At 64.3% G+C, this 22,778-nt stretch carries 15 protein-coding genes (1 of these 15 only partly in view); 12 read left to right on the forward strand and 3 right to left on the reverse strand.

The genetic code is table 11. The annotated features are described in order from the left end of the window. The 3 genes from LJX93_RS12650 to LJX93_RS12660 form a co-directional block, all read left to right on the forward strand. Positions 1 to 7,358, forward strand: the 3' portion of a protein-coding gene (locus tag LJX93_RS12650) for a non-ribosomal peptide synthetase (RefSeq protein ID WP_227697256.1). The gene continues 3,964 nt to the left of window position 1, outside the view; 7,358 of the gene's 11,322 nt are visible here — the last part of the coding sequence; its start codon lies off the left edge, out of view; its stop codon occupies positions 7,356 to 7,358. 63 nt (positions 7,359 to 7,421) lie between these two features. After that, the gene (macA, locus tag LJX93_RS12655; protein WP_047583598.1) at positions 7,422 to 8,579 is read left to right on the forward strand and encodes a macrolide transporter subunit MacA; all 1,158 of its coding nucleotides are present in this window, start codon (positions 7,422 to 7,424) and stop codon (positions 8,577 to 8,579) included. A gap of 2 nt (positions 8,580 to 8,581) precedes the next feature. After that, positions 8,582 to 10,585 carry a MacB family efflux pump subunit gene (locus tag LJX93_RS12660; protein ID WP_052040686.1) on the forward strand — a complete coding sequence of 668 codons (2,004 nt, stop codon included), beginning with the start codon at positions 8,582 to 8,584 and terminating at the stop codon, positions 10,583 to 10,585. Between the two features lie 144 nt (positions 10,586 to 10,729). On the opposite strand, the gene LJX93_RS12665 is transcribed toward LJX93_RS12660, so the two are convergent. After that, positions 10,730 to 11,374, reverse strand: a complete 645-nt coding sequence (locus LJX93_RS12665) for a helix-turn-helix transcriptional regulator (RefSeq protein ID WP_227697257.1) — start codon at positions 11,372 to 11,374, stop codon at positions 10,730 to 10,732. A gap of 219 nt (positions 11,375 to 11,593) precedes the next feature. Between LJX93_RS12665 and hisN the strand changes: the two genes are divergently transcribed. Next, entirely contained in the window at positions 11,594 to 12,385 is a 792-nt protein-coding gene (gene hisN, locus LJX93_RS12670; RefSeq protein WP_033697704.1) for a histidinol-phosphatase, read from the forward strand. 148 nt (positions 12,386 to 12,533) lie between these two features. Beyond that, positions 12,534 to 13,265: a hypothetical protein gene (locus LJX93_RS12675; protein WP_033697706.1), complete on the forward strand. Its 732-nt coding sequence runs from the start codon at positions 12,534 to 12,536 to the stop codon at positions 13,263 to 13,265. An 11-nt stretch (positions 13,266 to 13,276) separates the two neighbouring features. Here LJX93_RS12675 and LJX93_RS12680 read toward each other — a convergent pair whose 3' ends face one another. Both LJX93_RS12680 and LJX93_RS12685 read right to left on the reverse strand, forming a co-directional pair. Then, entirely contained in the window at positions 13,277 to 14,161 is an 885-nt protein-coding gene (locus LJX93_RS12680) for an alpha/beta hydrolase (protein ID WP_047583597.1), read from the reverse strand. 84 nt (positions 14,162 to 14,245) lie between these two features. Continuing rightward, the gene (locus tag LJX93_RS12685) at positions 14,246 to 15,208 is read right to left on the reverse strand and encodes a LysR family transcriptional regulator (protein WP_047583596.1); all 963 of its coding nucleotides are present in this window, start codon (positions 15,206 to 15,208) and stop codon (positions 14,246 to 14,248) included. A gap of 355 nt (positions 15,209 to 15,563) precedes the next feature. On the opposite strand from LJX93_RS12685, the gene LJX93_RS12690 reads away from it, so the two are divergent. The 7 genes from LJX93_RS12690 to benB all read left to right on the forward strand — a co-directional run bounded on the left by LJX93_RS12690 (position 15,564) and on the right by benB (position 22,764). Next, a complete protein-coding gene (locus LJX93_RS12690; RefSeq protein WP_271910504.1) occupies positions 15,564 to 16,442 on the forward strand; it encodes a quaternary amine ABC transporter ATP-binding protein in 879 nt (292 codons plus the stop codon). Positions 16,443 to 16,461: 19 nt separating this feature from the next. Continuing rightward, the gene (proW, locus tag LJX93_RS12695; RefSeq protein WP_033697709.1) at positions 16,462 to 17,415 is read left to right on the forward strand and encodes a glycine betaine/L-proline ABC transporter permease ProW; all 954 of its coding nucleotides are present in this window, start codon (positions 16,462 to 16,464) and stop codon (positions 17,413 to 17,415) included. A gap of 58 nt (positions 17,416 to 17,473) precedes the next feature. Then, complete coding sequence (gene proX, locus LJX93_RS12700) at positions 17,474 to 18,502, forward strand: glycine betaine/L-proline ABC transporter substrate-binding protein ProX (RefSeq protein WP_033697712.1); 1,029 nt, start codon at positions 17,474 to 17,476, stop codon at positions 18,500 to 18,502. Between the two features lie 79 nt (positions 18,503 to 18,581). After that, on the forward strand, positions 18,582 to 19,628 hold the full coding sequence (locus LJX93_RS12705; RefSeq protein WP_033697714.1) for a GlxA family transcriptional regulator: 1,047 nt from the start codon (positions 18,582 to 18,584) through the stop codon (positions 19,626 to 19,628). A 237-nt stretch (positions 19,629 to 19,865) separates the two neighbouring features. Further along, positions 19,866 to 20,822: a helix-turn-helix transcriptional regulator gene (locus tag LJX93_RS12710; RefSeq protein WP_033697715.1), complete on the forward strand. Its 957-nt coding sequence runs from the start codon at positions 19,866 to 19,868 to the stop codon at positions 20,820 to 20,822. Between the two features lie 101 nt (positions 20,823 to 20,923). After that, complete coding sequence (gene benA, locus LJX93_RS12715; RefSeq protein WP_047583601.1) at positions 20,924 to 22,282, forward strand: benzoate 1,2-dioxygenase large subunit; 1,359 nt, start codon at positions 20,924 to 20,926, stop codon at positions 22,280 to 22,282. Then, positions 22,279 to 22,764: a benzoate 1,2-dioxygenase small subunit gene (gene benB / locus LJX93_RS12720; RefSeq protein WP_033697718.1), complete on the forward strand. Its 486-nt coding sequence runs from the start codon at positions 22,279 to 22,281 to the stop codon at positions 22,762 to 22,764. The genes benA and benB overlap by 4 nt, the downstream gene beginning before the upstream one ends. Positions 22,765 to 22,778: the final 14 nt, after the last annotated feature.

The following is a 22,778-nucleotide window of genomic DNA, read 5'->3' on the forward strand; positions in this document are numbered from 1 at the left end:
GCCAGGCCCTGGACGGTGCGCCCAGCCTGCTCAAGCTACCTAGCGACCGCCCACGCCCCGAGCGCCAGGACTTTGCCGGGGCAAGCCTGCCGCTGCAGCTGGAGCCGCGCCTGGCGGCGGGCCTGCGCACCCTGGCCCAGCGTCATGGGGTGACGCTGTACATGGCCGTGCTCAGCGCCTGGGCTGGCGTGCTGTCGCGCTTGTCCGGCCAGGCTGAGGTGGTGATCGGTTGCCCTGTGGCGGGCCGCGGCCGTGCCGAGCTGGAGCCCTTGGTGGGTTTGTTCGTCAATACCCTGGCCCTGCGCATCGACACTGCAACGGCACCGACAGCGCACGCCCTGCTAGAGCAGGTGCGCGCGCGTGTACTGGACGCCCAGGCGCACCAGGACTTGCCGTTCGAACAGGTGGTGGAAATCGTCCACCCGCTGCGCAGCCTGGGCCATACGCCGTTGTTCCAGGCCACCCTGAACTGGCAGGCCACCGAGGGTGCCGCCTTGCAGTTGCCGGGCCTGCAACTGGAAGCCGTGGCCCAGGCTGGCCAGGTGGCCAAGTTCGACCTGACGCTGAACCTTGGCGAGCATGGCGACAACTTGCGTGGCAGCCTCGACTACGCCACTTCGCTGTTCGACGAAGCCACCGTGCGGCGCTATGTGGGCTACTTCGAAACGTTGATGTGGGCCATGATCGATAACGATCAACAGCCACTGTCGCAGGTGCAGCTGGTTGGCGACGCAGAACGCCAGGCCTTGCTGAATGGCTTCAATGCCACCCAGCGCGACTACCCTCGCGAATGTGCGGTGCAGCGCCTGTTCGAGCAGCGCGTGGCCCGCCACCCGCTGGCACTCGCGGCGGCGCATGGCGACCAGGCCGTGGACTACGCCACGCTCAACGAGCGCGCCAACCGCCTGGCGCATTACCTGATGGGCACCGGTGTGGCGCCGGGCGCCTGCGTTGCGGTGTTGTTGCCGCGCTCGTTGCAACTGCTGGTGGCGCAACTGGCAGTGCTCAAGTGTGGTGCGGTCTATGTACCGTTGGACATCCATGCCCCCGCCGATCGCCAGGCGTTCATGGTCGAGGACTGCCAGGCCGCCGCAGTGCTGACGCTTGCCGCTACGCCAGTCGATCTTGCGGTGCGGCGTGTGAACCTCGACCAACTGTCACTCGACGACCAGCCCGGCCACAACCCTGGGCTGGCCCAGGATGGCGGGAGCACGGCCTACGTGATGTACACCTCCGGTACCACCGGCACACCCAAGGGCGTTTGCGTCACGCACCGGGGCATCGCGCGGCTGGTGCTGAACGACAGCTTTGCCGAATTGACGGCGGGCGACCGTATCGCCTTCGCCTCCAACCCGGCGTTCGATGCCAGCACCCTGGAGGTCTGGGGCGCACTGCTCAACGGCGGGCAGGTGCGGGTGATCGATCACCACACGCTGGTCGACCCGCAGCGTTTCGCGGCGGCGCTGGTGGACCAAGGCATCACCGTACTGTTCCTGACCACGGCGCTGTTCAACCAGTACGTGCAACTGATCCCCGAGGCCTTGGCGCTGCTGCGCGTGTTGATCAGCGGCGGTGAGCGTGCAGAGCCCGCAGCCTTCCGTACGCTGCTGCAGAAGGCGCCTGGGTTGCGCCTGGTCAATGGCTACGGGCCGACCGAAACCACCACCTTCGCGGTCACTTTCGAAGTGCATGAACTGGCGCCGAACGCGCCTCAGGTGCCGATTGGCCGGCCTATCGGCAACACCCAGGTGTATGTGCTGGACGCCTGGCAGCAACCCGTGCCGCAGGGGGTGGTCGGTGAGCTGTACATCGGCGGTGACGGTGTGGCCCTGGGCTACCTGAATCGCCCGGAGCTCACGGCGCAGCGTTTCATCGATGACCCGTTCAGCCAGCAACCCGGTGCCAGGCTGTACCGCACCGGCGACCTGGTGCGCTGGCAGCCTGACGGCCAATTGGAGTGCCTGGGGCGCAATGACGACCAGGTCAAGATCCGCGGCTACCGGATCGAGCTGGGTGAAATCGAGCAGCAGTTGGCCTTGGCACCGGGGGTTGGCGAGGTGGTGGTGATGGCCGTGCCTGGCGAACAGGGGCCGCTGCGGCTGGTGGCCTGGTTCACCCGGCTCGAGGCAGCGCTGCAGGCCACAGAGCTGCGCGCGTTCCTGCGTGGCCGCTTGCCGGAATACATGGTGCCGAGCGCCTTTGTCGCGCTGCCACGGATGCCGCTGAACAACAACGGCAAGGTCGATCGCCAGGCCTTGCCGGCACCGGGGCCCCAGGACCTTGCGCTGACGGCTTACGAAGCGCCCGAAGGCGAGCGCGAGCAGGCACTGGCCACGCTGTGGGGCGAACTGCTGCAACTGCAGAGCGTCGGGCGCCAGGACCGCTTCTTCGAACTGGGGGGCCATTCGTTGCTGGCGATGCGCATGGTGGCCCAGGTTCGCCAACGCCTGGGCCTTGAGCTGGCCCTGGGTGATCTGTTCGCCGATGACAGCCTGGCGGCGGTTGCGGCGCGCCTTGCCCATGACGGCAATGCGTTGCCGGCTATCCAGCCGGGCCCACGCCAGGGTGCCTTGCCGCTGTCGTTCGCCCAGCAGCGGCTGTGGTTTTTGGCGCAGATGGAGGAGGCCAGTGCGGCCTATCACATTCCGCTGGCCCTGCGCTTGCAGGGCCGCCTGGACTGCGCAGCGCTGGAGCGGGCCTTGCGGCGCCTGGTCGAGCGCCATGAGAGTTTGCGCAGCCATTTTGTGAAGCGGGACGGCGAGCCGCAGGTGGTACTGGCCAGCGGCAGCGATGGCTTCCAGCTTGGTTGGGAAATCTGCAATGGGCTGGATGAGCTAGCGCTGGCGGCGCTGATTCGCGAGGAGGCCGGCCGACCCTTCGCCCTGGCCAGGGACTTGCCGGTGCGGGCGCGCATGCTGCAGCTCGCCCCGGACCACCATGTGCTGTTGCTGACCTTGCATCATCTGGTGGCCGACGGCTGGTCGCTGGCCGTGTTGGTACGCGAGTTGGGGGCGCTGTACCAGGCTTTCGGCAGCGGTGGCGACGACCCGTTGCCAGCCTTGCCTGTGCAGTACATCGACTATGCCCTGTGGCAGCGGCGCTGGCTGAGCGGCGATGCGCTGCGCCAGCAGGCCGATTACTGGGTCGGCCAGTTGGCCGGGGCACCGGCGCTGATCAGCCTGCCCTGGGACCACCCACGGCCCGAGCGCCAGCAGTATGCCGGTGGCAGCGTCGCGGTGTGCCTGGAGCCGCGCTTGAGCCGCGACCTGAAAGCGTTGTGCCGGCGCCATGGCGTGACGCCTTACATGCTGTTCATGGCGGCCTGGGCGGTGCTGTTGAGCCGGCTGGCTGGCCAGGACGAAGTGGTGATCGGCTCGCCCGTGGCCAACCGCAGGCAAGCGGAAGTGGATGGCCTGGTCGGCATGTTCGTGAACGCCATGGCGTTGCGCGTGCAGACTTCGGATGCACCGGATGTCGCCACGTTGCTGGCCAGGGTCAAGGCTGTGGTGCTGGCCGGGCAGGCGCACCAGGACCTGCCGTTCGAGCAGGTGGTCGAGCTGCTGCGCCCACGCCGCAGCCTGGCGCATACGCCGCTCTACCAGGCCACCCTGGACTGGGAGGCCAGCCCGGAGCGGCAGGCGCTGCAGTTGGCCGACCTGACGGTGAGCGCAGTGGGTGGGCCGGCATGCATTGCCAAGTTCGACCTGAGCCTGAGCCTGGGCGAGTCTGGCGATGGCTTTGCTGGCGGTATCGTCTACGCGACAGCCCTGTTCGAGCGGGCCACCATCGAGCGTTATGCGGGGTATTTCGAACAGTTACTGTGGACCTTCGCTGAAAGTGATCGGGCCATCCCTGCCCATACCGGGTTGCCCGATGCCGATGAGCGCAAGCGGTTGCTGCAGGGCTTCAACGATACTGCGGTAGCTTACGACCTTGAGCAGACCCTGCATGGGCTGATCGAAGCTCAGGTCGTGCGCACACCGGATGCGGTTGCAGTGCGGGCCGAGGAAGGTTTGTTGAGCTACCGCGAGCTGAACGAACAGGCCAACCGCCTGGCGCATCACTTGATCGCGTTGGGCGTGAAGCCTGATGATCGGGTGGCGATCTGCGTCGAACGTGGGCTGTCGATGGTGGTTGGCCTGTTGGCCATCCTCAAGGCGGGCGGCGCCTATGTGCCGGTGGACCCGGATTACCCGACCGAACGCGTGCGCCACATGCTGAGCGACAGCGCGCCGGTGGCGGTGCTGGTGCACAGCGCTACGCGACACGTACCGGAAGCGGCCCGGCTAATTGATCTGGACCAGCCAACCTGGAACGCGCAGCCTTCCAGCAACCCGGTACTCGCCGCACTGACCCCGCGTCATCTGGCCTACGTGATCTACACCTCTGGCTCCACCGGCTTGCCGAAGGGTGTGATGAACGAGCACGCCAGTGTGGTCAACCGCCTGCTGTGGATGCAGGACGCCTACAACCTCGGCGCAGACGATGTGGTCTTGCAAAAGACCCCATTCAGCTTCGACGTGTCGGTGTGGGAGTTCCTCTGGCCGCTGCAAACCGGCGCACGCCTGGTCATGGCTCGCCCCGGTGGCCATCGTGACCCTGAGTACCTGCGCCAAGTGATCCGCAGCGAAGGCGTCACCACCTTGCACTTCGTGCCATCAATGCTGGATGTGTTTCTTGCTCATGGCGACGCTTCGGCAGATGCCCTCAAGCGCGTGCTGTGCAGCGGTGAAGCCCTGCCGGGCAGCCTGGTACGGCGCTTCCACGCGCAGTTGCCAACGGTCGAGCTGCATAACCTGTACGGGCCGACCGAAGCGGCAGTGGACGTCAGCGCCTGGCATTGTGTGACAGCGCCAGACAACACCCCAATCGGCAAGCCCATCGCCAACACCACGCTGTACGTGCTCGATACGCTGGGCCAGCCGGTACCGCAAGGCGTCGCTGGCGAGCTGTTCATCGGCGGCGTGCAAGTCGCCCGTGGTTATCTGAACCGCGCCGAACTGACCGCCGAACGCTTCATCGACGACCCGTTCAGCACCCGCCCCGGTGCACGCCTGTACCGCACCGGCGACCTGGCGCGGCACCTGAGCGATGGCAATATCGAGTACCTGGGCCGCAACGACGACCAAGTGAAAATCCATGGCCTGCGCATCGAGCTGGGTGAAATCCAGGCCTGCCTGACGCGGATAGAGGGGATCAAGGAAGCCGTGGTGATCGCCCGCGAACAGCAGCTGCTCGCGTACTACACGGGCCAATTCCATCCGGTGGAGGCGCTGCGCTCGTCGTTGCTCGGGCACCTGCCGACGTTCATGGTGCCCGCGCTGTTCATGCACCTGGAGGCGCTGCCGCTAAGCCCCAACGGCAAGCTCGACCGCAAGGCCTTGCCGCTGCCAGACGCCGAAGCCCTGCAACACCGCGAATACCAAGCCCCCGAAGGCGACACCGAAACCCTGTTGGCCGCGATCTGGGCCGAACTGCTGGGCGTGGAGCGGGTAGGGCGCCACGACAACTTCTTCGAACTCGGCGGCCATTCCCTGGCCGCGATCCGGCTGGTCGACAAGATCACCAAGGCGGGTTTGCAAGTGGCCATCAACGATGTGTTCCAGCAGCCCAGCGTCGCCTTGCTGGCGGCGCGGCTGGGCAACCGGGATGCCGCGCCGCGTGGTGTGATCACGGTGCGGGCCAGCGGTACGCAGACGCCGCTGTTCCTGGTTCACGAATTCACCGGCCTGGACTTCTACTTCCCGGTGCTGGCCCAGCACCTGCCCGGTGACTTCGCTATCTACGGACTGCCCGGCGTACCGGGTGACCGCCCACAACCGCGCACCCTGGAGTGCCTGGCCCGCTACCACATCGAGCAGATGCGCAGCGTACAGGCGCAGGGGCCTTACCGCCTGGCCGGCTGGTCGTTCGGTGGGGTACTGGCCTTCGAGATCGCCAACCAGTTGCTGGGTGCGGACGAGCCAGTCGAGTTCCTGGGCTTGATCGACACTTATGTGCCGCGCCTGGCCGACCAGGGCAAGGCGCGCTGGGAGGGGCCGCGTGCACTGGAGCGGCAGTTGCTGGCCAACTGCAGCCTGTTCTGGCGCACGCAGGGCCCGGCAGGCGCCGACAAGCTGGCGCGGTTGCAGCACCTGGAAGCCGGGGAGACGGATTTTACCGCCCTGGTGGCCAGTTGCCGCGAACATCAGCTGCTGTATGGGCTGTGGGCGAGCATGACGGATGCGCAACTGCAGCACTACTTCACCCGCGAACTGGCGCACGGCCGAGCATTGGCGCATTACCGCCCTGCGCCGCTGAGTGTACCGGTGCACCTGCTGCGCGCCGAGCAGGGCAGCGACAGCCTGTCGGCCCTGGGCTGGGGCGAGACGCTGCCGACTCAGGCGCTGGTCGCCCTGGGCGTGCCGGGCGACCACCGCAGCGTGATGCAGGCGCCCCATGTGGCGGCGCTGGGGCAGGTGCTCGGGCAGGCGTTGGGCGCGGTGCCTAACGCCGAGGTGGCGGCTTATCAGCCGTTGGTAGCGATCCAGACCGGTCAGGCTGGGCACGCGCCGGTGTTCTGCGTGCCGGGGGCCGGCGACAGCGTCACCAGCTTCATTGGCCTGGCCGAAGCGCTGGGGCCGGACTGGCCGCTGTATGGCTTGCAGGCCCGCGGGCTGGATGGCTGCTCGGTGCCGCACAGCACGGTGGAAGCCGCCGCCGATTGCCATGTGCTGGCGATCGAGGCGCTGTACCCGCAGGGGCCGTTGAACCTGGTCGGGCATTCGTTCGGGGGGTGGGTGGCACATGCCATCGCCGCCAGGTTGCAAGCCAAGGGGCGGCAGGTGCGCTCATTGACGCTGATCGACAGCGAGGCCCCGGGCGAGGGTGGCACCTGTGGCCAGCCCTACACCTTCGGCGAAGCGTTGCAGCGGCTGATCGACGCGCTGCAGCTTTCCACTGGCAAAGCGCTGGGCATCGACCCAGGTGCATTTGCCGACGCCAGCGACGATCAACAGTTGAGCCAACTGCACGCGGCCATGGTCCGGGTCGGCTTGATGCCGGCACGGTCGCAGCCCGCTGCGCTGCACGGCACCGTGCGCACCTTCGCCACGGCATTGCGCACGGCCTACCGGCCAACGCTGGCCTACAGCGGCGCGGTCGGGCTGGTATTGGTGGACGACCCGGGCCTGGATGCCTTGGGCAATGCGCGCGAGCATGCCGCCATGCAGGCCGGCTGGCAGCAACTGATGCCGAAGCTGGCGCTGTGGCAGGGGCCGGGTGACCACTTCAGCATCCTCAAGGTGCCGGACGTGTTCAGCCTGGCAGCCTGGTGGCACGACGGGCAGGCGCTGCAGCACGGCAAGGTTACCCCGTAATGATCGGCCTCCCCGACCCCGCTGGGGTCGGGTTATGCGAATCCCGAGAGAAAGTGAGTGTTCATGGAAAAGTCCAGATTCCGCAAATTCGGCCTCGGCATCGCCGTGGCCCTGGTGGCCGGCATCACGCTGTATGCCATCCAGGCCCCGGCCAAGCCGCCGCAGTACATCACCGCCACGGTCGAGCGTGGCGATATCGAGAACGCCGTGCTGGCCACCGGCACGTTGGAGGGCATCAAGCAGGTGGACGTCGGTGCCCAGGTTTCGGGCCAGCTGAGGTCGCTGAAGGTCAAGCTGGGCGACAAGGTCAGCGAGGGCCAGTGGCTGGCCGAGATCGACCCGCTGGTGCTGCGCAACACCTTGCGCCAGGCCGAAGTCGACGAGGACAAGCTGCAGGCCGAACGGCGTTCGACCCTGGCCCAGCTCAAGCAGGCCCGGCGGGTGTATGAGCGTTATCGCGAACTGCAGGCCGACGAGTCGGTGTCGCGCCAGGACTTCGAGAATGCCGAGTCGGAGTACGAAGTGCAGCAGGCCGCCGTGCGCTCGCTCGATGCGCAGATCCAAAGTGCCCGGGTCGAAATCGACACCGCCAAGGTCAACCTGGGTTACACCCGCATCAATGCGCCGATCAACGGCCATGTGGTGGGCATCGTCACCCAGGAAGGGCAGACCGTGATCGCCAACCAGCTGGCCCCGGTGCTGCTCAAGCTGGCCGACCTCGACACCATGACCGTGAAGGCGCAGGTGTCGGAAGCTGACGTGATCCACATCAGCCCCGGCCAGCAGGTGTACTTCACTATCCTGGGCGAAGACAAACGCTACTACGCCAAGCTGCGCGGCACCGAGCCTGCCCCGCAGAACTACGCGCAAAGCGCCGACAACAGCGATGGCAGCGCCGCCAAACCCAATGGTGCGGTGTTCTACAACGCGTTGTTCGAAGTGCCGAACCCCGAGCATCGCCTGCGCATCTCGATGACGGCCCAGGTGCATATCGTCCTCGACACCGCCCAAGGGGTGCTGACCGTGCCGGTGGCAGCGCTGGGCGCACGCAATGGCGACGGCAGCTTCCCGGTGCGGGTGCTCGATGCCAAGGGCTTTGCCCAGGTGCGCAACGTGCAAGCGGGGATCAACAACAACGTCAAGGTACAGGTGAAGGACGGCCTGGCCGAAGGTGATCGGGTGGTGATTGGTGAGCCGGTGTCCGGCGAAGCAGGGGCGTGAGCATGAACATGAATGTCGAGCTGAGCGCGCCCCTGGCCGTGGCCAACGGCAACGGCGAACCGTTATTGCGCCTGCAGGGCGTCAGCCGCAGCTTCCTGGCGGGCGACCGCGAGTTCCTGGCACTCAAGGGCATCGACCTGCAGATTCACAGTGGCGAGCTGGTGGCGATCATCGGCGCATCAGGCTCGGGCAAGTCGACCTTGATGAACATCCTCGGCTGCCTGGACAACGCCAGCAGCGGCAGCTACCAGGTTGGCGGGCAGGAGACCCGCACGCTGGGCGATGACGCCCTGGCAGCGCTGCGCCGCGACCACTTCGGTTTCATCTTCCAGCGCTACCACCTGCTGCCGCACCTGGATGCCCTGCACAACGTCGAGATCCCTGCGGTGTATGCCGGCACCCCACAAGCGCAGCGCCACGCGCGGGCACGTGAGTTGCTCACGCGTCTGGGCCTTGTAGGGCACCTGGGGCACCGCCCCAGCCAGCTTTCCGGGGGGCAGCAGCAGCGGGTAAGTATCTGCCGGGCGCTGATGAACGGCGGCCAGGTGATCCTCGCCGATGAGCCGACCGGTGCGCTGGACACTGCCAGTGGCAAAGAGGTGATGAACATCCTGCTGGAGCTGCACGCGGCCGGGCACACGGTAATCCTGGTAACCCACGACCCCAAGGTCGCCGCCCATGCCGAACGGATCATCGAGGTCAGCGACGGGCAGATTGTCAGCGACCGGCGCACTGGCACGGCAGCCGTGCCCACCCCGGCCGCGGAGCCGCCACGGGCCGCCGAACCTGCCCGGCGCCTGGTGGCCAGCCTGGGGATGTTCCGCGAGGCCTTCAAGATGGCCTGGATCGCCTTGATCTCGCACCGCATGCGCACCTTGCTGACCATGCTCGGGATCGTCATCGGTATCACTTCGGTGGTGTCCATCTCGGCCATCGGCGAGGGCGCCAAGGGCTATGTGCTCAAGGACATCCAGGCGATCGGCAGCAACACCATCGATATTTATTCGGGCAGCAACTTCGGTGATAGCCGGGCCAAGACCATCGAGACCCTGGTGCCGGCCGACGTGACCGCGCTCAACGCGCTGTACTACGTTGACAGTGCCACCCCGGTGATCGGCCAGAGCACCTTGGTGCGCTACCGCAACCTGGACGTCGACGTGCAGCTCAATGGCGTCAGCGAACACTACTTCCAGGTGCGCAACATACCCCTGGCTGCAGGCATCGTGTTCAGTGCCGACGACGCCCGGCGCCAGGCCCAGGTGGTGGTGATCGACCACAACACCCGCAAGCGGCTGTTCGGCCCCCATGTCGACCCGCTCGGACAGGTGATCCTGGTAGGCAACCTGCCGTGCACGGTGATCGGCGTCACGGCCGAGAACAAGAACCTGTTCGTCGCCAGCAACCAGCTGAACATCTGGGTGCCCTACGAGACCGCCGCTGGCCGCGTACTCGGCCAGCGCCATCTGGACAGCATCAGCGTGCGCATCAAGGACGGCGTGCCGAGCAAGCGGGTGGAGGAGGAGGTGACCAAACTGATGCTGCAACGGCACGGCACCAAGGACTTCTTTACCAACAACCTCGACAGCATCATGCAGACGGTGCAGAAGACCAGCCGCTCGCTGACCTTGCTGCTGTCGCTGATTGCCGTGATCTCGCTGGTGGTCGGTGGTATCGGGGTGATGAACATCATGCTGGTGTCGGTGACCGAACGCACCCGGGAAATCGGTATTCGCATGGCGGTGGGGGCGCGGCAGTCGGATATCCGCCAGCAGTTTCTGGTAGAGGCGGTGATGGTCTGCCTGTTTGGCGGGGTGGTTGGCATTGGTTTGTCGTACGGGATCGGCTATCTGTTCGAGTTGTTCGTCAAACAGTGGGAGATGGTGTTCTCGCCGGCCTCGATCGTGATGGCGTTTGCCTGTTCGACCTTGATTGGCGTGTTGTTCGGGTTTGTGCCGGCACGTAATGCTGCGCGGCTTGATCCGATCGAGGCGTTGGCGCGGGATTGAGTTTTGCCTTGTCCGGCCTCTTCGCGGGGCAAGCCCGCTCCCACAGAGACTGCACTCCTACAGAGACTGCACTCCTACAGAGACTGTGCTTACTCTGTGGGAGCGGGCTTGCCCCGCGAAGAGGCCGTGACAGGCAACACATGATCAATCGGCGGTATACATCCAGCGCATCAACGAATGCCGCCCGCTGATCCCCAGCTTGATCGCCGCCCGGCGCAAATAGCTCTCGACGGTATTCACCTTCAAGGCCAACCGCTCGGCCTGCTCCGGGGCGGTAAGCCCGGCCAGCAGGCCAAGGCACACCTGGCACTCACGTTCTGACAACTTCAGCCCCGATTGCCCCAGGCGGTCGGTAAAGCGCTGCTTCAGGCTCTCCTGGGGGGGGCGCTCTGGGGCGGGTTGCAAGGCATTGATGTGTTTCTCCAGCATCGGCAACAGCAGCGGCGAGATATCGTCCAGGCGGTTGCGTTCGAAGGCCGAAAACCCGTAGGTCGAGTCGGCGCGCAGGACATGGATCTCATAGCGCGAATCGCCTTTGCGGCGGATCATGTGCAAGCGCGAAGGGTCGCTGAAATCCCTGGCCGGCGGCTCGTCCGAGGAAAACACCGTCTCGTCGATCAGGGTGGCGTGGCTGTCATAGCCGGCCGGTGCCATTGGCAACAGGCGTATGTGCGTGGCATCGATGGTCAGGTGGGCCTGGATCAGGTCGTGCAGCATGCGCGGGAACTGGCGGCTGCCGGTGCTGGCAATCACTTTGCCAATTTGCGGGTAGAGCAGGTGCGAATTCATCGTGTCATCCATGAGGTTCGGTGGTGCAAATCCCCGTCTGCCTGCTGGCCCGCATCCTGGGCCGCATTCGGGAGGTGATGGGTATCCTAGTACAACGATTGGGTGACGGTTAAATGAAGTGGCGATAATGTCATAATAGTGGCCATGGTACTGGGCGGCTGGTGCGGCGCGGCTTGTCGGGTATGATGCTGGCCCCACTATCTTCAAGAGGCCCGCCCCATGTCCCTGAGTGCTGAACAGATCGTCGAATACCGCGCCTTTGCCGAGCAGCTGGCTGATGCCGCCGCGCTGGCGATCAAGCCGTATTTTCGCGCCAGCCTGGACGTCGAGGACAAGGGCGGGCGCTTGTACGACCCGGTGACGGTGGCCGACAAGGCGGCCGAAGACGCCATGCGCGAACTGATCCAGGCCCGCTACCCCGAGCACGGCATTCTGGGTGAAGAGCAGGGCGTGGCGGTGGGGACCAGCCCGCTGACCTGGGTGCTCGACCCGATCGACGGCACCCGCGCCTTCATCACCGGCTTGCCGCTGTGGGGCACGTTGATTGCCCTGAACGACGGTGTACGCCCGGTCGTAGGCGTGATGAACCAGCCCTTCACCGGCGAACGCTTCGTCGGCACCCCGCAAGGTGCCTGGAGCAGCGGCACCCCGCTGAAGACCCGCGCCTGCGCCGACCTGGCCTCGGCCACGCTGATGTGCACCACGCCGGACATGTTCGACACCGCCGAACGCAAGGCGGCCTTCGAGGCGGTTGCCGGCAAGGCCAGGCTGATGCGTTATGGTGGTGACTGCTATGCGTACTGCATGCTGGCTTCGGGCTTTGTCGATGTAATCGTCGAAGCCAGCCTGCAGCCGTATGACGTGCAGGCATTGATGCCGATCATCGAAGGGGCGGGCGGGCTGATCACGGCTTGGGACGGCAGCTCGGCGCAGCATGGCGGCTGTGTGGTGGCGTGTGGTGACCCGGTACTGCACGCGCAGATGGTGGAGATGCTGCGCCACGCCCTGTAAGTGCTGTGTTGTCGATGGCGGCCTCTTCGCGGGGCAAGTCCTGATACCCAGTTACCGCAACCATCGCACTTTTTCCGGTTTGTGCGCTCTATGCTTGGCCAGGCCGCGCTGATCCCCGGTGCGGCCGCCGAATATCGACCCGGTGCCGATGGTTGCAAGCCCTTTCAAAACCCTCCCCGGCCTGCTGCTGGCAGGCGCCTTGACCTGCCTGTGTGCCTGCACCCAGGAGCAGGGCCGTGACATCGTCAGCCAGTTTGGCAACGGCAAGCCCAGCGAGCTGTTCCAGACCAGTGTCGACCGCCTGGCGACGCTGTCCATGCGCGACAACCTGCAAAGCCTGTACCTGCTGATGAACAAGCTGTACCTGCGCAACCCGAACCAGTGGAAGATGTCCGGCTACGTCGATGCCGCCACGGCTGAGCGGCAGATTCGCATCGCCATCGAGCAGCGCCAACCCTTGGCGCAGTTGGGCAATCGGCGCGACCTTGCGGCCCTGAGTTACGCCCTGAGCCCGGAGTTTCGTGGCGATCGGGTCGGTGCGTTCATCTACGCCATCGGCAGCATGTTGATCACCGCCCATGGCGGGCGCTCCGAGTTCTACATGACCGACACCATCGACCCGCTGTTCGTCAACAACGCGGCGCGCAATATCGAGAAGGCCACCTGGATGCTCAGCCAGCGCCAGGATGCCAATGGCGTGCTGTTGCTGTTCTCCAACGAGATTTCAGAGGAGGGCAGCAACCTGAGTTTCGCCGTTGAGTTCGGCAAGATCGTCGCGCGCCTGGATTTGCTCGCAGAGCTGCTGGATGAGCGCTATCGGCGGATCGGGCTCAACTATGCGCAAAGCCTGTTGCTGATGAATTTTTTGCCGGTGCAGTGAATGCCCTGCCTTCACAACAACGCCTGAATCGCCCGCCGATACCGTTGCCCTGCCAGGCTCATGCTGTTGTTGTGGGTAGCCCCCGGCACCAGCAACAAGGTCTTCGGCTCTTGCGCTGCGTTGAACAGCTGTCGGCTGAACCGCGAGGGTACAAAGCGATCGTCCAGCCCGTGCACCAGCAGCAACGGCAGGCCTACGTCCTTGATCTTGTCCAGCGAATCGAATTTTTGCGACATCAGCCAACGCACGGGCAGGGTGGTATCGGCAACAGCCGCAGCGACGTCGCCCAGGGAGGTGAAGGTGGATTCGAGTATCAAACCCCGGGCGGGGGGCGGGCTGCCGTCCTTGTGTGCTTGCCGTGCAAGCGCCGTGGCCAGCTCGACCGCGACCGCGCCCCCCAGGGAGTGGCCGAAGATCAACCGCTTGTTGGCATCAGGTTGCAGCTGGGCGAAGCGTGCCCAGGCGATCTGCGCATCTTCGTACACCGTCGCCTCGGAGGGCAGGCCGCCACGGCTCTGGCCAAAGCCGCGGTAATCCACGGCCAGCACCGAATAGCCCATGGCATGCAACTGCTCGATGCGGAACAATTGCCCGGTAAGGTTCCAGCGCACGCCGTGCAGGTAAAGGATTGCAGGCGCATCGGCGCGTTTAGCCGGCCACCACCAGGCGTGCAGGCTCTGGTTGTCGGTGAAGCTGTGCGGGCGCAGGTCAAGTTCCTGCACCCCGCTGGGCAGGCCGCGGAACCAGCTGGCCTGGCCCGGCTCGATGCGGAACACCAGCTCGCGCTCTTTGTGTTGCAGAACGGCGCAGCCGGTGGGGAGGCCGATGACCAGCAGGGTGGCGCACAGCCAGGTGAGCCAACGGCGGCGCAGGTGGGTAAGGAAGAAGGTAGGCATGGCGCGGTTGTACCAGATGCATGGGGTTGGATGTCGGGAAAAACGCCGAGCGGTAGCTGCGCCCTTGCGCGACGCAAGGCCGCTCTACAACAGCGGCTGGAACGCTGACAGCAGCCAATCGCGCAGGCGTCGGCAGCTGGGCTCATGTTCCTTGTCTTCGTTGAAGGCCAGGAAGTGGAAGGTGTCCTTGAGCTCCAATTGCTGCGCCACCGGCCGCACCAGCAACCCTTGGGCAACGAGCGGGGCCACCAGATGGTGCCAGCCCAACGCCACGCCCTGGCTGCCCAAGGCAAGCTGCACCAGCAGGTTGTAGTCATTGGCATTGAAGAAATGCGGCGCCGTGCTGGAGCGGCTTTTCAGGTCGACATCATGGAACGCCAACCAAACGTTCCAGTCCACGTGTTCGGCCACCTGCGAGCGGCCATAAGGGCTGAGGTTGAGCAGCGAGCCGTCGCGAATGCCTTCCAGGGTGGCCAGCTGCGGGTGCTGGGCCAGGTAGTGCGGGCTGCACACCGGGTAGATCAGGTCATGGTTGAGCGGGTGGCAGCTATAGCCCGCCTGGATCTTGCCCAGCTTGGTGATGTAGATGTCCGGCCGCACTCCCGGCTCCATCGACAAAAAGTTCTGGGTGGTCACCAGGTTGATGTCGATATCCGGGTTCTCGTCGAAGAACTTCGGCATCCGTGGCCCCAGCCACAAGGCGGCAAACGCCGGTGAGCAGCACAGGGTGACCACGTGCTTGGTGTTGGTATTGCTGCGGATTCGCTCGGCCGCCTGGGAGATGTTGACGAACGATAACTGCACCGCATCGAAGAAGATCGACCCGGCCACGGTCAGCTCCACCGCGCGGCCGACCCGGGTGAACAGTTCGGCACCCAGGTAGGTCTCCAGCTCGCGGATCTGCCGGCTTACCGCCGCCTGGGTCACGCACAGCGCTTCCGCGGCACGGGTGAAGTTCTGGTATTTGGCGGCCGCGACGAACACTTTGACCGCGCGCAGCGAAGGCATCTTGAGCAGGGTCTGATCGGGTTCGGAGTGTCTGACCATGGTGCTGGGGTGGGGTCCTTCGTCTAGCCAAGGCCCTCACTCTAGCCTTTGCGCACCCTGCGGTAAATGCACAAGCGCTCTACCACCGGGGCTGCCGCCCAATTGATAACTTCAGGTAATGGTTAGCGCCCTGCAAATGTCGTTGGACCCGCTCTGGAGCTAGGCATAACGTGAAATACCGGCGCGACATTGAGACATCGATGTCGAATAACTTTTTGAAGCAGGACTTTCTGCGTGCCGGTTTTGACTCACGTTCGATTTTGAACGGACTGCCAAGCGTACTCGCACTGATCTACCCGCCTTATTGAAAGTGCGAAGTTGATAGATTGGTTATAAGCATAATAAAGAGGGTCGTATGAGCCATGCCGATGAGATTCTTTCGGTAAACAACATCTTCAAAGTGTTCGGCCCCAACCCGAACATGGCCATGGAGATGCTCCGCAAGGGCGCCGACAAGAACGAAATCTTCAGCAAGACCGGCCACGTCGTCGGCGTGTTCGATGCAAGCTTTTCCGTCAAGCGTGGCGAAATCTTCGTCATCATGGGCCTGTCAGGCTCGGGCAAGTCGACCATGGTGCGGCTGTTCAACCGCCTGATCGAACCCACCTCTGGCAGCATCCACCTCAACGGCCGTGAAATCACCGGGCTGTCCGATAAAGCCTTGCTTGATGTGCGCCGCAAGGAAATGGGCATGGTGTTCCAGTCCTTTGCCCTGATGCCGCACATGAGCGTGCTGCAGAACACGGCCTTTGGCCTGGAAATCGCCGGCGTCGGCGAAGCCGAGCGCCACAGCCGTGCTCGCGAAGCGCTGAGCCAGGTTGGCCTGGCCGGCCACGAGCACAGCTACCCGCACCAGCTTTCCGGTGGTATGCAACAACGGGTGGGGCTGGCCCGGGCGCTGGCCAACGACCCGACCATCCTGCTGATGGACGAAGCGTTCTCGGCCCTCGACCCGTTGATCCGCAGCGAGATGCAGGGCGAACTGATGCGCCTGCAGGCCGAACAGCAGCGCACCATCATCTTCATTTCCCACGACATTGAGGAGGCTATCCGCATTGGCCACCGCATCGCGATCATGGAGGGCGGACGGGTGGTGCAGATCGGCACGCCGCAAGCGCTGATCAACCAGCCGGCCAACGACTATGTGCGCGCGTTCTTCAAGACCTTCAATAGCCGCTGCCAGTGCGCCAGCCTGGCAAACAGCGCGCCGTTGCAGTCCCTGAGCCGCCACTGAACCTACGCGAGGTTGTCCCATGTCCGAATTCAGCCTGCTCGACCCGTTCCAGGCGGCCACCATCCCCCTGGGTGACTGGGTCACCGCCACCCTCAACTTCCTTGTGCACAACTTCCGCGAGGTGTTCCGCGCCATTCGCTGGCCGATCGACCAGGTGCTCAATGGCATCGAGTTCACCCTGCAGAGCATTCCACCCACCATTGGCATCCTGCTGTCGTCGTTGCTCGGCTGGCAGCTGGCCGGCAAGCGCATGGCGCTGCTGTGCTTTGTCACCCTGACCCTGCTCGGTTTGATTGGCGTCTGGTCGGAGTCGATGACCACCCTGGCACTGGTGCTCACCTCGGTGTTCTTCTGCGCGGTGATCGGTATTCCGCTGGGCATCGTCTGCGCCCGCAGCAACCGCCTGGAAAGTATCATTCGCCCGCTGCTCGATGCCATGCAGACGCTGCCGGCGTTCGTCTACCTGGTGCCGGTAGTGATGCTGTTCGGCATCGGCAACGTGCCGGGCGTGCTGGTGACCATCGTGTTTGCCCTGCCGCCGCTGGTGCGCCTGACCAACCTGGGCATCCGCCAGGTGCCGGAAGACAAGATCGAAGCCGCCCGCGCCTTTGGCTGCACGCCGCGGCAGATGCTGACCCGGGTGCAGCTGCCGCTGGCCACCTCGACCATCATGGCCGGGCTCAACCAGACCCTGATGCTGTCGCTGTCGATGGTGGTCATCGCCTCGATGATCTCGGTCGGCGGCCTGGGCCAGATGGTGCTGCGCGGCATCGGCCGGCTGGACATGGGCCTGGCCACGGTCGGTGGCGTCGGGCTGGTGCTGCTGGCGATCTTCCTCGACCGCCTGACCCAGGCCATGGGCGCGCGCAGCAGCGCCGACCCGAGCCTGCGCTGGTACCACACCGGGCCGGTGGGCGTGGTGCTGCGCCTGAGCGGTGCAGGGCAAGCTGCAGGGCGGCGCAAGACCGCCTGATACAACCCCATTTCGAACTGCCGCACACGCTATAAAAACCACAAGAAGGTACGCGACGATGTTGGAATCCATGTTTTCCCGCAGCATCCTGCAAGGCGCCAGTGCCTTGGCCCTGATCATCGCCTCGCTGTGCGCCAACGCTTCGGCCGACCAGCCGGGCGAAGGCGTGAAGGTGACGCCGATCTTCCCCTCCATTGCCGAGGAGCGCTTCCGTGGCGAGGTGGCCATGGAGGGCCTGCGCGAACTGGGCTACAAGGTCCAGGAACCCAAGGAAACCGAATACGGCGTGATGATGGTGGCGCTGGCCAACGGCGATGCCGACTTCACCGTGCACCTGTGGGACAAGCTGCACGACAAGTTCTACCAGCAGGCCGGTGGCAATGACGTGATGGTCAAGGCCGGCGACATCATGCCAGGCGTGCTGCAGGGCTACCTGATCGACAAGAAGACCGCTGAGCAGTACCACATCAAGTCCATCACCGACCTTAAAAAGCCAGAGATCGCCAAGTTGTTCGACACCGACGGCGATGGCAAGGCCAACCTCACCGGCTGCAACCCCGGCTGGGGCTGCGAGCTGGTCATCGCCCACCACATGAAGGCCTACGACCTGGGCGATAGCGTGCACGTGGACCAGGGTTCGTACTTCGCGCTGATGGCCGACACCATCACCCGCTACAAGGAAGGCAAGCCGATCCTGTACTTCACCTGGGTGCCACAGTGGATTTCCACCGTGCTGGTCGAGGACAAGGATGTGGTCTGGCTGGAAGTGCCGAAGACCGATCTACCCGATGGCAACAACGCGGTCGACACGATGTACAAGGGCAAGAACCTGGGCTTTGCGGTCGACAAGGTCGAGGCTGTGATGAACAAGGAGTTTGCCGAAGAGAACCCGGCGGCCACCAAGTTCCTGTCACTGATGCAGATCACCACGGCTGACGAGAGCGCGCAGAACCTGAAGATGCAGCAGGGCGAGAAGAAGCCTGCCGACATCACCCGGCATGCCAAGGAGTGGGTGGCGGCGCACCGCCAGCAGTTCGATGAATGGCTGCAGGCGTCGCGCGCAGCGGCGACCCAGGCCAGCAAGTAACCTGGTCCATCGGTGTTGGCTTCATCGCGGGTTCACCTGCGATGAAGGGCACCGCGATTTTCGCAGTAGAGTTGAAACCATGAGCCATTTCGAAAGCACCCTCAAGAACGCCAACCTGGCCCACCTGGACGCGGCTGGCCGCAGCGCGCTGTCGATGCCGTGCCAACGCGTCGCCTTCGTGCTGCGCGAGCACTTCTCCATGATGGCCTTCACCGCCGCCATGGACACCTTGGTCACCGCCAACCTGATGAGCGCCACGCCACTGTTTCAGATCCAGGTGGTAGGGGATGGGGCGCAGGTCATGAGCGACCTGGGCATCGCCTTGCCGGTCAACACGCCACTGGCTGAGCTGGATGTGCTGGCCCTGGACAGCCTGTTGGTGTGCGGTGGGTTTCGGGTGCGCCTGGAAAGCGCGCCGCTGCTGCGCGCCAAGTTGCGCCAGGCCGACCTGCATGGCTGCCAGCTCGGCGGTTTGTGGAACGGCGCCTACTTCCTGGCCGAGGCGGGCCTGCTCAATGATCACGACTGCGCCTTCCACCCCGATGGCCGGGCGATGATGAGCGAGCTGTTCCCCAAGGTACGGGTCAGCCGCCAGGCCCATGTCCTGGACCGCCGGCGTTTGAGCTGCGCGGGCGCCAGCAGTGCCTTGGACATGATGCTGGCGTTGCTTGAACACAGCGGCGGCCCGCTATTGCGCCGGGCAGTGGAGCAGATGCTGGCGTGCGACCGCGCGCGGGTGATGAGTGATGCGCCGGCCAGCGCAGCGGAAATCGACCCGAGCCTGCCCAAGGGTGTACGTTTGGCCCTTGAGCTGATGCATGCCAATATCGAAGACCCGATCGGCATCGACGAAATCGCCGAGCATGCGGGGTTGTCGCGTCGTCACCTGGAGCGCTTGTTCCGCCGCCACGTGCAGGCGACACCGCCGCGCTATTACCTGGAGCTGCGCCTGACCCATGCACGCCAGCTGCTGCAACACACCAGCAAGTCACTGACCGAGGTGGCGGTGGCTAGTGGGTTTGTGAGTTTTCCGCATTTCTACCGGCGCTTTAGGGAGCTGTTCGCCATCGCCCCGCGCCAGTTCCGGGCGCGCAGCCAAGGCTGGGCGGTGCAGCAGAGCGCATAATAGTGTTCGGTAATCGAACATTAAGCATTGACGCCTTGTCCGCTATCCGCACGCCCATTCCAATCGTCGCATTGCCCAACCCCCGCCTTTTTGCTTAAGTGTGGCCATTCACCGGCTGTCGCCTGCCCCAATTCCCTGCGCCCAGCCCGATAGAATGACCGTGATCGACCGCAACCACTGGCCACAAGCCCGTAGGGAGCGGCGCCCAGAACAATAACGAAACCGAGTGCCTTGCCTATGGAAAGCCGCCTGCTGAGCGAGCGCAGTAGCGTGTTTCATCACGCCGACCCCTATGCTGTGTCCGACTATGTGAACCAGCACGTGGGCCAGCATTGCATCGGCTTGTCCCGCACCACCCATCCCCAGGCCAGCCTCAGCCACCGCAAGTTCGCCGAACTCGACCTGTGCCGCATCAGCTACGGCGGTAGCGTGCGCGTCACCTCGCCAGCGCTGGAAACCATCTACCACCTGCAGGTGCTGCTCAACGGCAACTGCCTGTGGCGCGGGCACCAGCGCGAGCATCACCTGGTGCCCGGCGAGCTGCTGCTGATCAACCCCGACGACCCGGTTGACCTGACCTACTCGGAAGACTGCGAGAAATTCATCCTCAAGGTGCCGACCCGGTTGCTCGATTCGATCTGTGACGAGCACCGCTGGCAGCGGCCTGATGGCGGCGTGCGGTTCTTGCGCAACCATTACCGGTTGGAGGAGCTGGACGGGTTCGTCAACTTGCTGGCCATGGTCTGCCATGAAGCCGAGGTGAATGAGCCGTTGCCCCGCGTGCAGGGGCACTACAGCCAGATTGTCGCGAGCAAACTGCTGACCTTGATGAGCACCAACATTCGGCGCGAAAGCCTGAATACGCCGGCGGCGAGCCTGGAGCGGATACTGGATTACATCGAGCGCAACCTGAAGCTTGAACTGTCAGCCGAGGTGCTCGCAGAGCAGGCCTGCATGAGCTTGCGGTCGCTGTATGCGCTGTTTGATCGGCACCTAGGTACCACGCCCAAACATTATGTGCGGCTGCGCAAGCTGGAGCGGGTGCATGCATGCCTGAGCGATGCCAGTTGCAGCGTGAGGAGTGTGACCGAGCTTGCCATGGACTATGGCTTCCTGCACTTGGGACGCTTTTCGGAAACCTACCGGCAGCGCTATGGGGTATTGCCCTCGGTAACGCTGCGCAACCGCGGTTGATGTGCACAAAGCGGATAGCACTCTGCACGAAAAGGATATTGCCACCACGCCTTGATCCCTAACCTGACATGGTCTGAACAATAACAATGGAGACCCTGGCCATGTCCCTGGGATTCGACTACCTCAATGCCATGCTCGAGGACGACCGTGAACAGGGCATCTACCGCTGCAAGCGCGAGATGTTCACCGACCCACGGCTGTTCGACCTGGAGATGAAACACATCTTCGAGGGCAACTGGATCTACCTGGCCCATGAAAGCCAGATCCCCGAAAAGAACGACTTCCTCACCCTGACCATGGGGCGCCAGCCGATCTTCATCGCGCGCAACAAGGACGGGGTGCTCAACGCCTTCCTCAATGCCTGCAGCCACCGTGGTGCCATGCTGTGCCGGCACAAACGCGGCAACCGCGCCAGCTACACCTGCCCGTTCCACGGCTGGACCTTCAACAACAGCGGCAAACTGCTCAAGGTCAAAGACCCGAGCAACGCCGGCTACCCCGACAGCTTCAATTGCGATGGCTCCCACGACCTGACCAAGGTCGCGCGTTTCGAGTCGTACCGGGGCTTCCTGTTCGGCAGCCTGAAGGCCGATGTCAAACCGCTGGTGGAGCACCTTGGCGAGTCGGCCAAGATCATCGACATGATCGTCGACCAGTCGCCTGAAGGCCTGGAAGTGCTGCGCGGCGCCAGTTCGTACATCTACGAAGGCAACTGGAAGCTCACTGCCGAGAACGGCGCCGACGGCTACCACGTCAGCTCCGTGCACTGGAACTACGCCGCCACCCAGAACCAGCGCAAACAGCGCGAGTCGGGTGACGAGATCAAGACCATGAGCGCCGGTGCCTGGGCCAAGCAAGGCGGGGGCTTCTATTCCTTCGACCACGGCCACCTGCTGCTGTGGACCCGTTGGGCCAACCCCGAGGACCGCCCGGCATTCGAGCGACGTGATGAGCTGGTTGCCGACTTCGGCCAGGCACGCGCCGACTGGATGATCGAAAACTCGCGCAACCTGTGCCTGTACCCCAACGTGTACCTGATGGACCAGTTCAGTTCGCAGATCCGCATTGCCCGGCCGATTTCGGTGAACAAGACCGAAATCACCATCTACTGCATTGCGCCCAAAGGCGAAAGCACCGATGCCCGCGCCAAGCGCATCCGCCAGTACGAGGACTTCTTCAACGTCAGTGGCATGGCCACCCCGGACGACCTGGAAGAGTTCCGCTCGTGCCAGACCGGCTACGGCGGCGGTACCGGCTGGAACGACATGTCCCGCGGCGCTGCACACTGGGTCGAAGGCGCCGACGAGGCGGCCCGCGAAATCGAGCTCAAACCGCTGCTGTCGGGTGTGCGCACCGAGGACGAAGGCCTGTTCGTGCTGCAGCACAAGTACTGGCAGGACACCATGATCCAGGCGCTCAAGGATGACCAGCAACTGATCCCCGTGGAGGCCGTGCAATGAGCCTCTACGAAACCGTGCGCGACTTCCTCTACCGCGAAGCGCGCTTCCTGGACGATGCCCAGTGGGACCAGTGGCTGGAGCTGTATGCCGCCGATGCCAGCTTCTGGATGCCGGCCTGGGACGATGACGACCGCCTCACCACCGACCCGCAAAGCGAGATATCGCTGATCTGGTACGGCAACCGTGGCGGCCTCGAGGACCGGGTGTTCCGCATCAAGACCGAGCGCTCCAGTGCGACCGTGCCGGATACCCGCACCTCGCACAACATCAGCAACATCGAGATCGTCGAGCAAGGCGAGGGCTACTGCCAGGTGCGCTTCAACTGGCACACCCTGAGCTTTCGCTACAAGACCACCGACAGCTACTTCGGCAGCAGCTTCTACACCCTTGACCTGCGCGGCGAGCAACCGCTGATCCAGGCCAAGAAGGTGGTGCTGAAGAACGACTACGTGCGCCAGGTCATCGACATCTACCACATCTGATCCGAGGTAACGCG

It is taken from the genome of Pseudomonas sp. HN2-3 (genome assembly GCF_020691745.1).
Lineage (GTDB): Bacteria > Pseudomonadota > Gammaproteobacteria > Pseudomonadales > Pseudomonadaceae > Aquipseudomonas > Aquipseudomonas capeferrum.

Excerpts from the sequence above, each read along its gene's own strand:
- LJX93_RS12685 (WP_047583596.1), bottom strand. The coding sequence starts at position 15,208 with ATGGTCAGACACTCCGAACCCGATCAGACCCTGCTCAAGATGCCTTCG.
- hisN (WP_033697704.1), top strand. The coding sequence starts at position 11,594 with ATGTCCCTGAGTGCTGAACAGATCGTCGAATACCGCGCCTTTGCCGAG.
- LJX93_RS12690 (WP_271910504.1), top strand. The coding sequence starts at position 15,564 with ATGAGCCATGCCGATGAGATTCTTTCGGTAAACAACATCTTCAAAGTG.
- LJX93_RS12675 (WP_033697706.1), top strand. The coding sequence starts at position 12,534 with ATGGTTGCAAGCCCTTTCAAAACCCTCCCCGGCCTGCTGCTGGCAGGC.
- LJX93_RS12680 (WP_047583597.1), bottom strand. The coding sequence starts at position 14,161 with ATGCCTACCTTCTTCCTTACCCACCTGCGCCGCCGTTGGCTCACCTGG.
- proW (WP_033697709.1), top strand. The coding sequence starts at position 16,462 with ATGTCCGAATTCAGCCTGCTCGACCCGTTCCAGGCGGCCACCATCCCC.
- LJX93_RS12660 (WP_052040686.1), top strand. The coding sequence starts at position 8,582 with ATGAACATGAATGTCGAGCTGAGCGCGCCCCTGGCCGTGGCCAACGGC.
- benA (WP_047583601.1), top strand. The coding sequence starts at position 20,924 with ATGTCCCTGGGATTCGACTACCTCAATGCCATGCTCGAGGACGACCGT.
- LJX93_RS12705 (WP_033697714.1), top strand. The coding sequence starts at position 18,582 with ATGAGCCATTTCGAAAGCACCCTCAAGAACGCCAACCTGGCCCACCTG.
- LJX93_RS12710 (WP_033697715.1), top strand. The coding sequence starts at position 19,866 with ATGGAAAGCCGCCTGCTGAGCGAGCGCAGTAGCGTGTTTCATCACGCC.
- LJX93_RS12665 (WP_227697257.1), bottom strand. The coding sequence starts at position 11,374 with ATGAATTCGCACCTGCTCTACCCGCAAATTGGCAAAGTGATTGCCAGC.
- macA (WP_047583598.1), top strand. The coding sequence starts at position 7,422 with ATGGAAAAGTCCAGATTCCGCAAATTCGGCCTCGGCATCGCCGTGGCC.
- benB (WP_033697718.1), top strand. The coding sequence starts at position 22,279 with ATGAGCCTCTACGAAACCGTGCGCGACTTCCTCTACCGCGAAGCGCGC.
- proX (WP_033697712.1), top strand. The coding sequence starts at position 17,474 with ATGTTGGAATCCATGTTTTCCCGCAGCATCCTGCAAGGCGCCAGTGCC.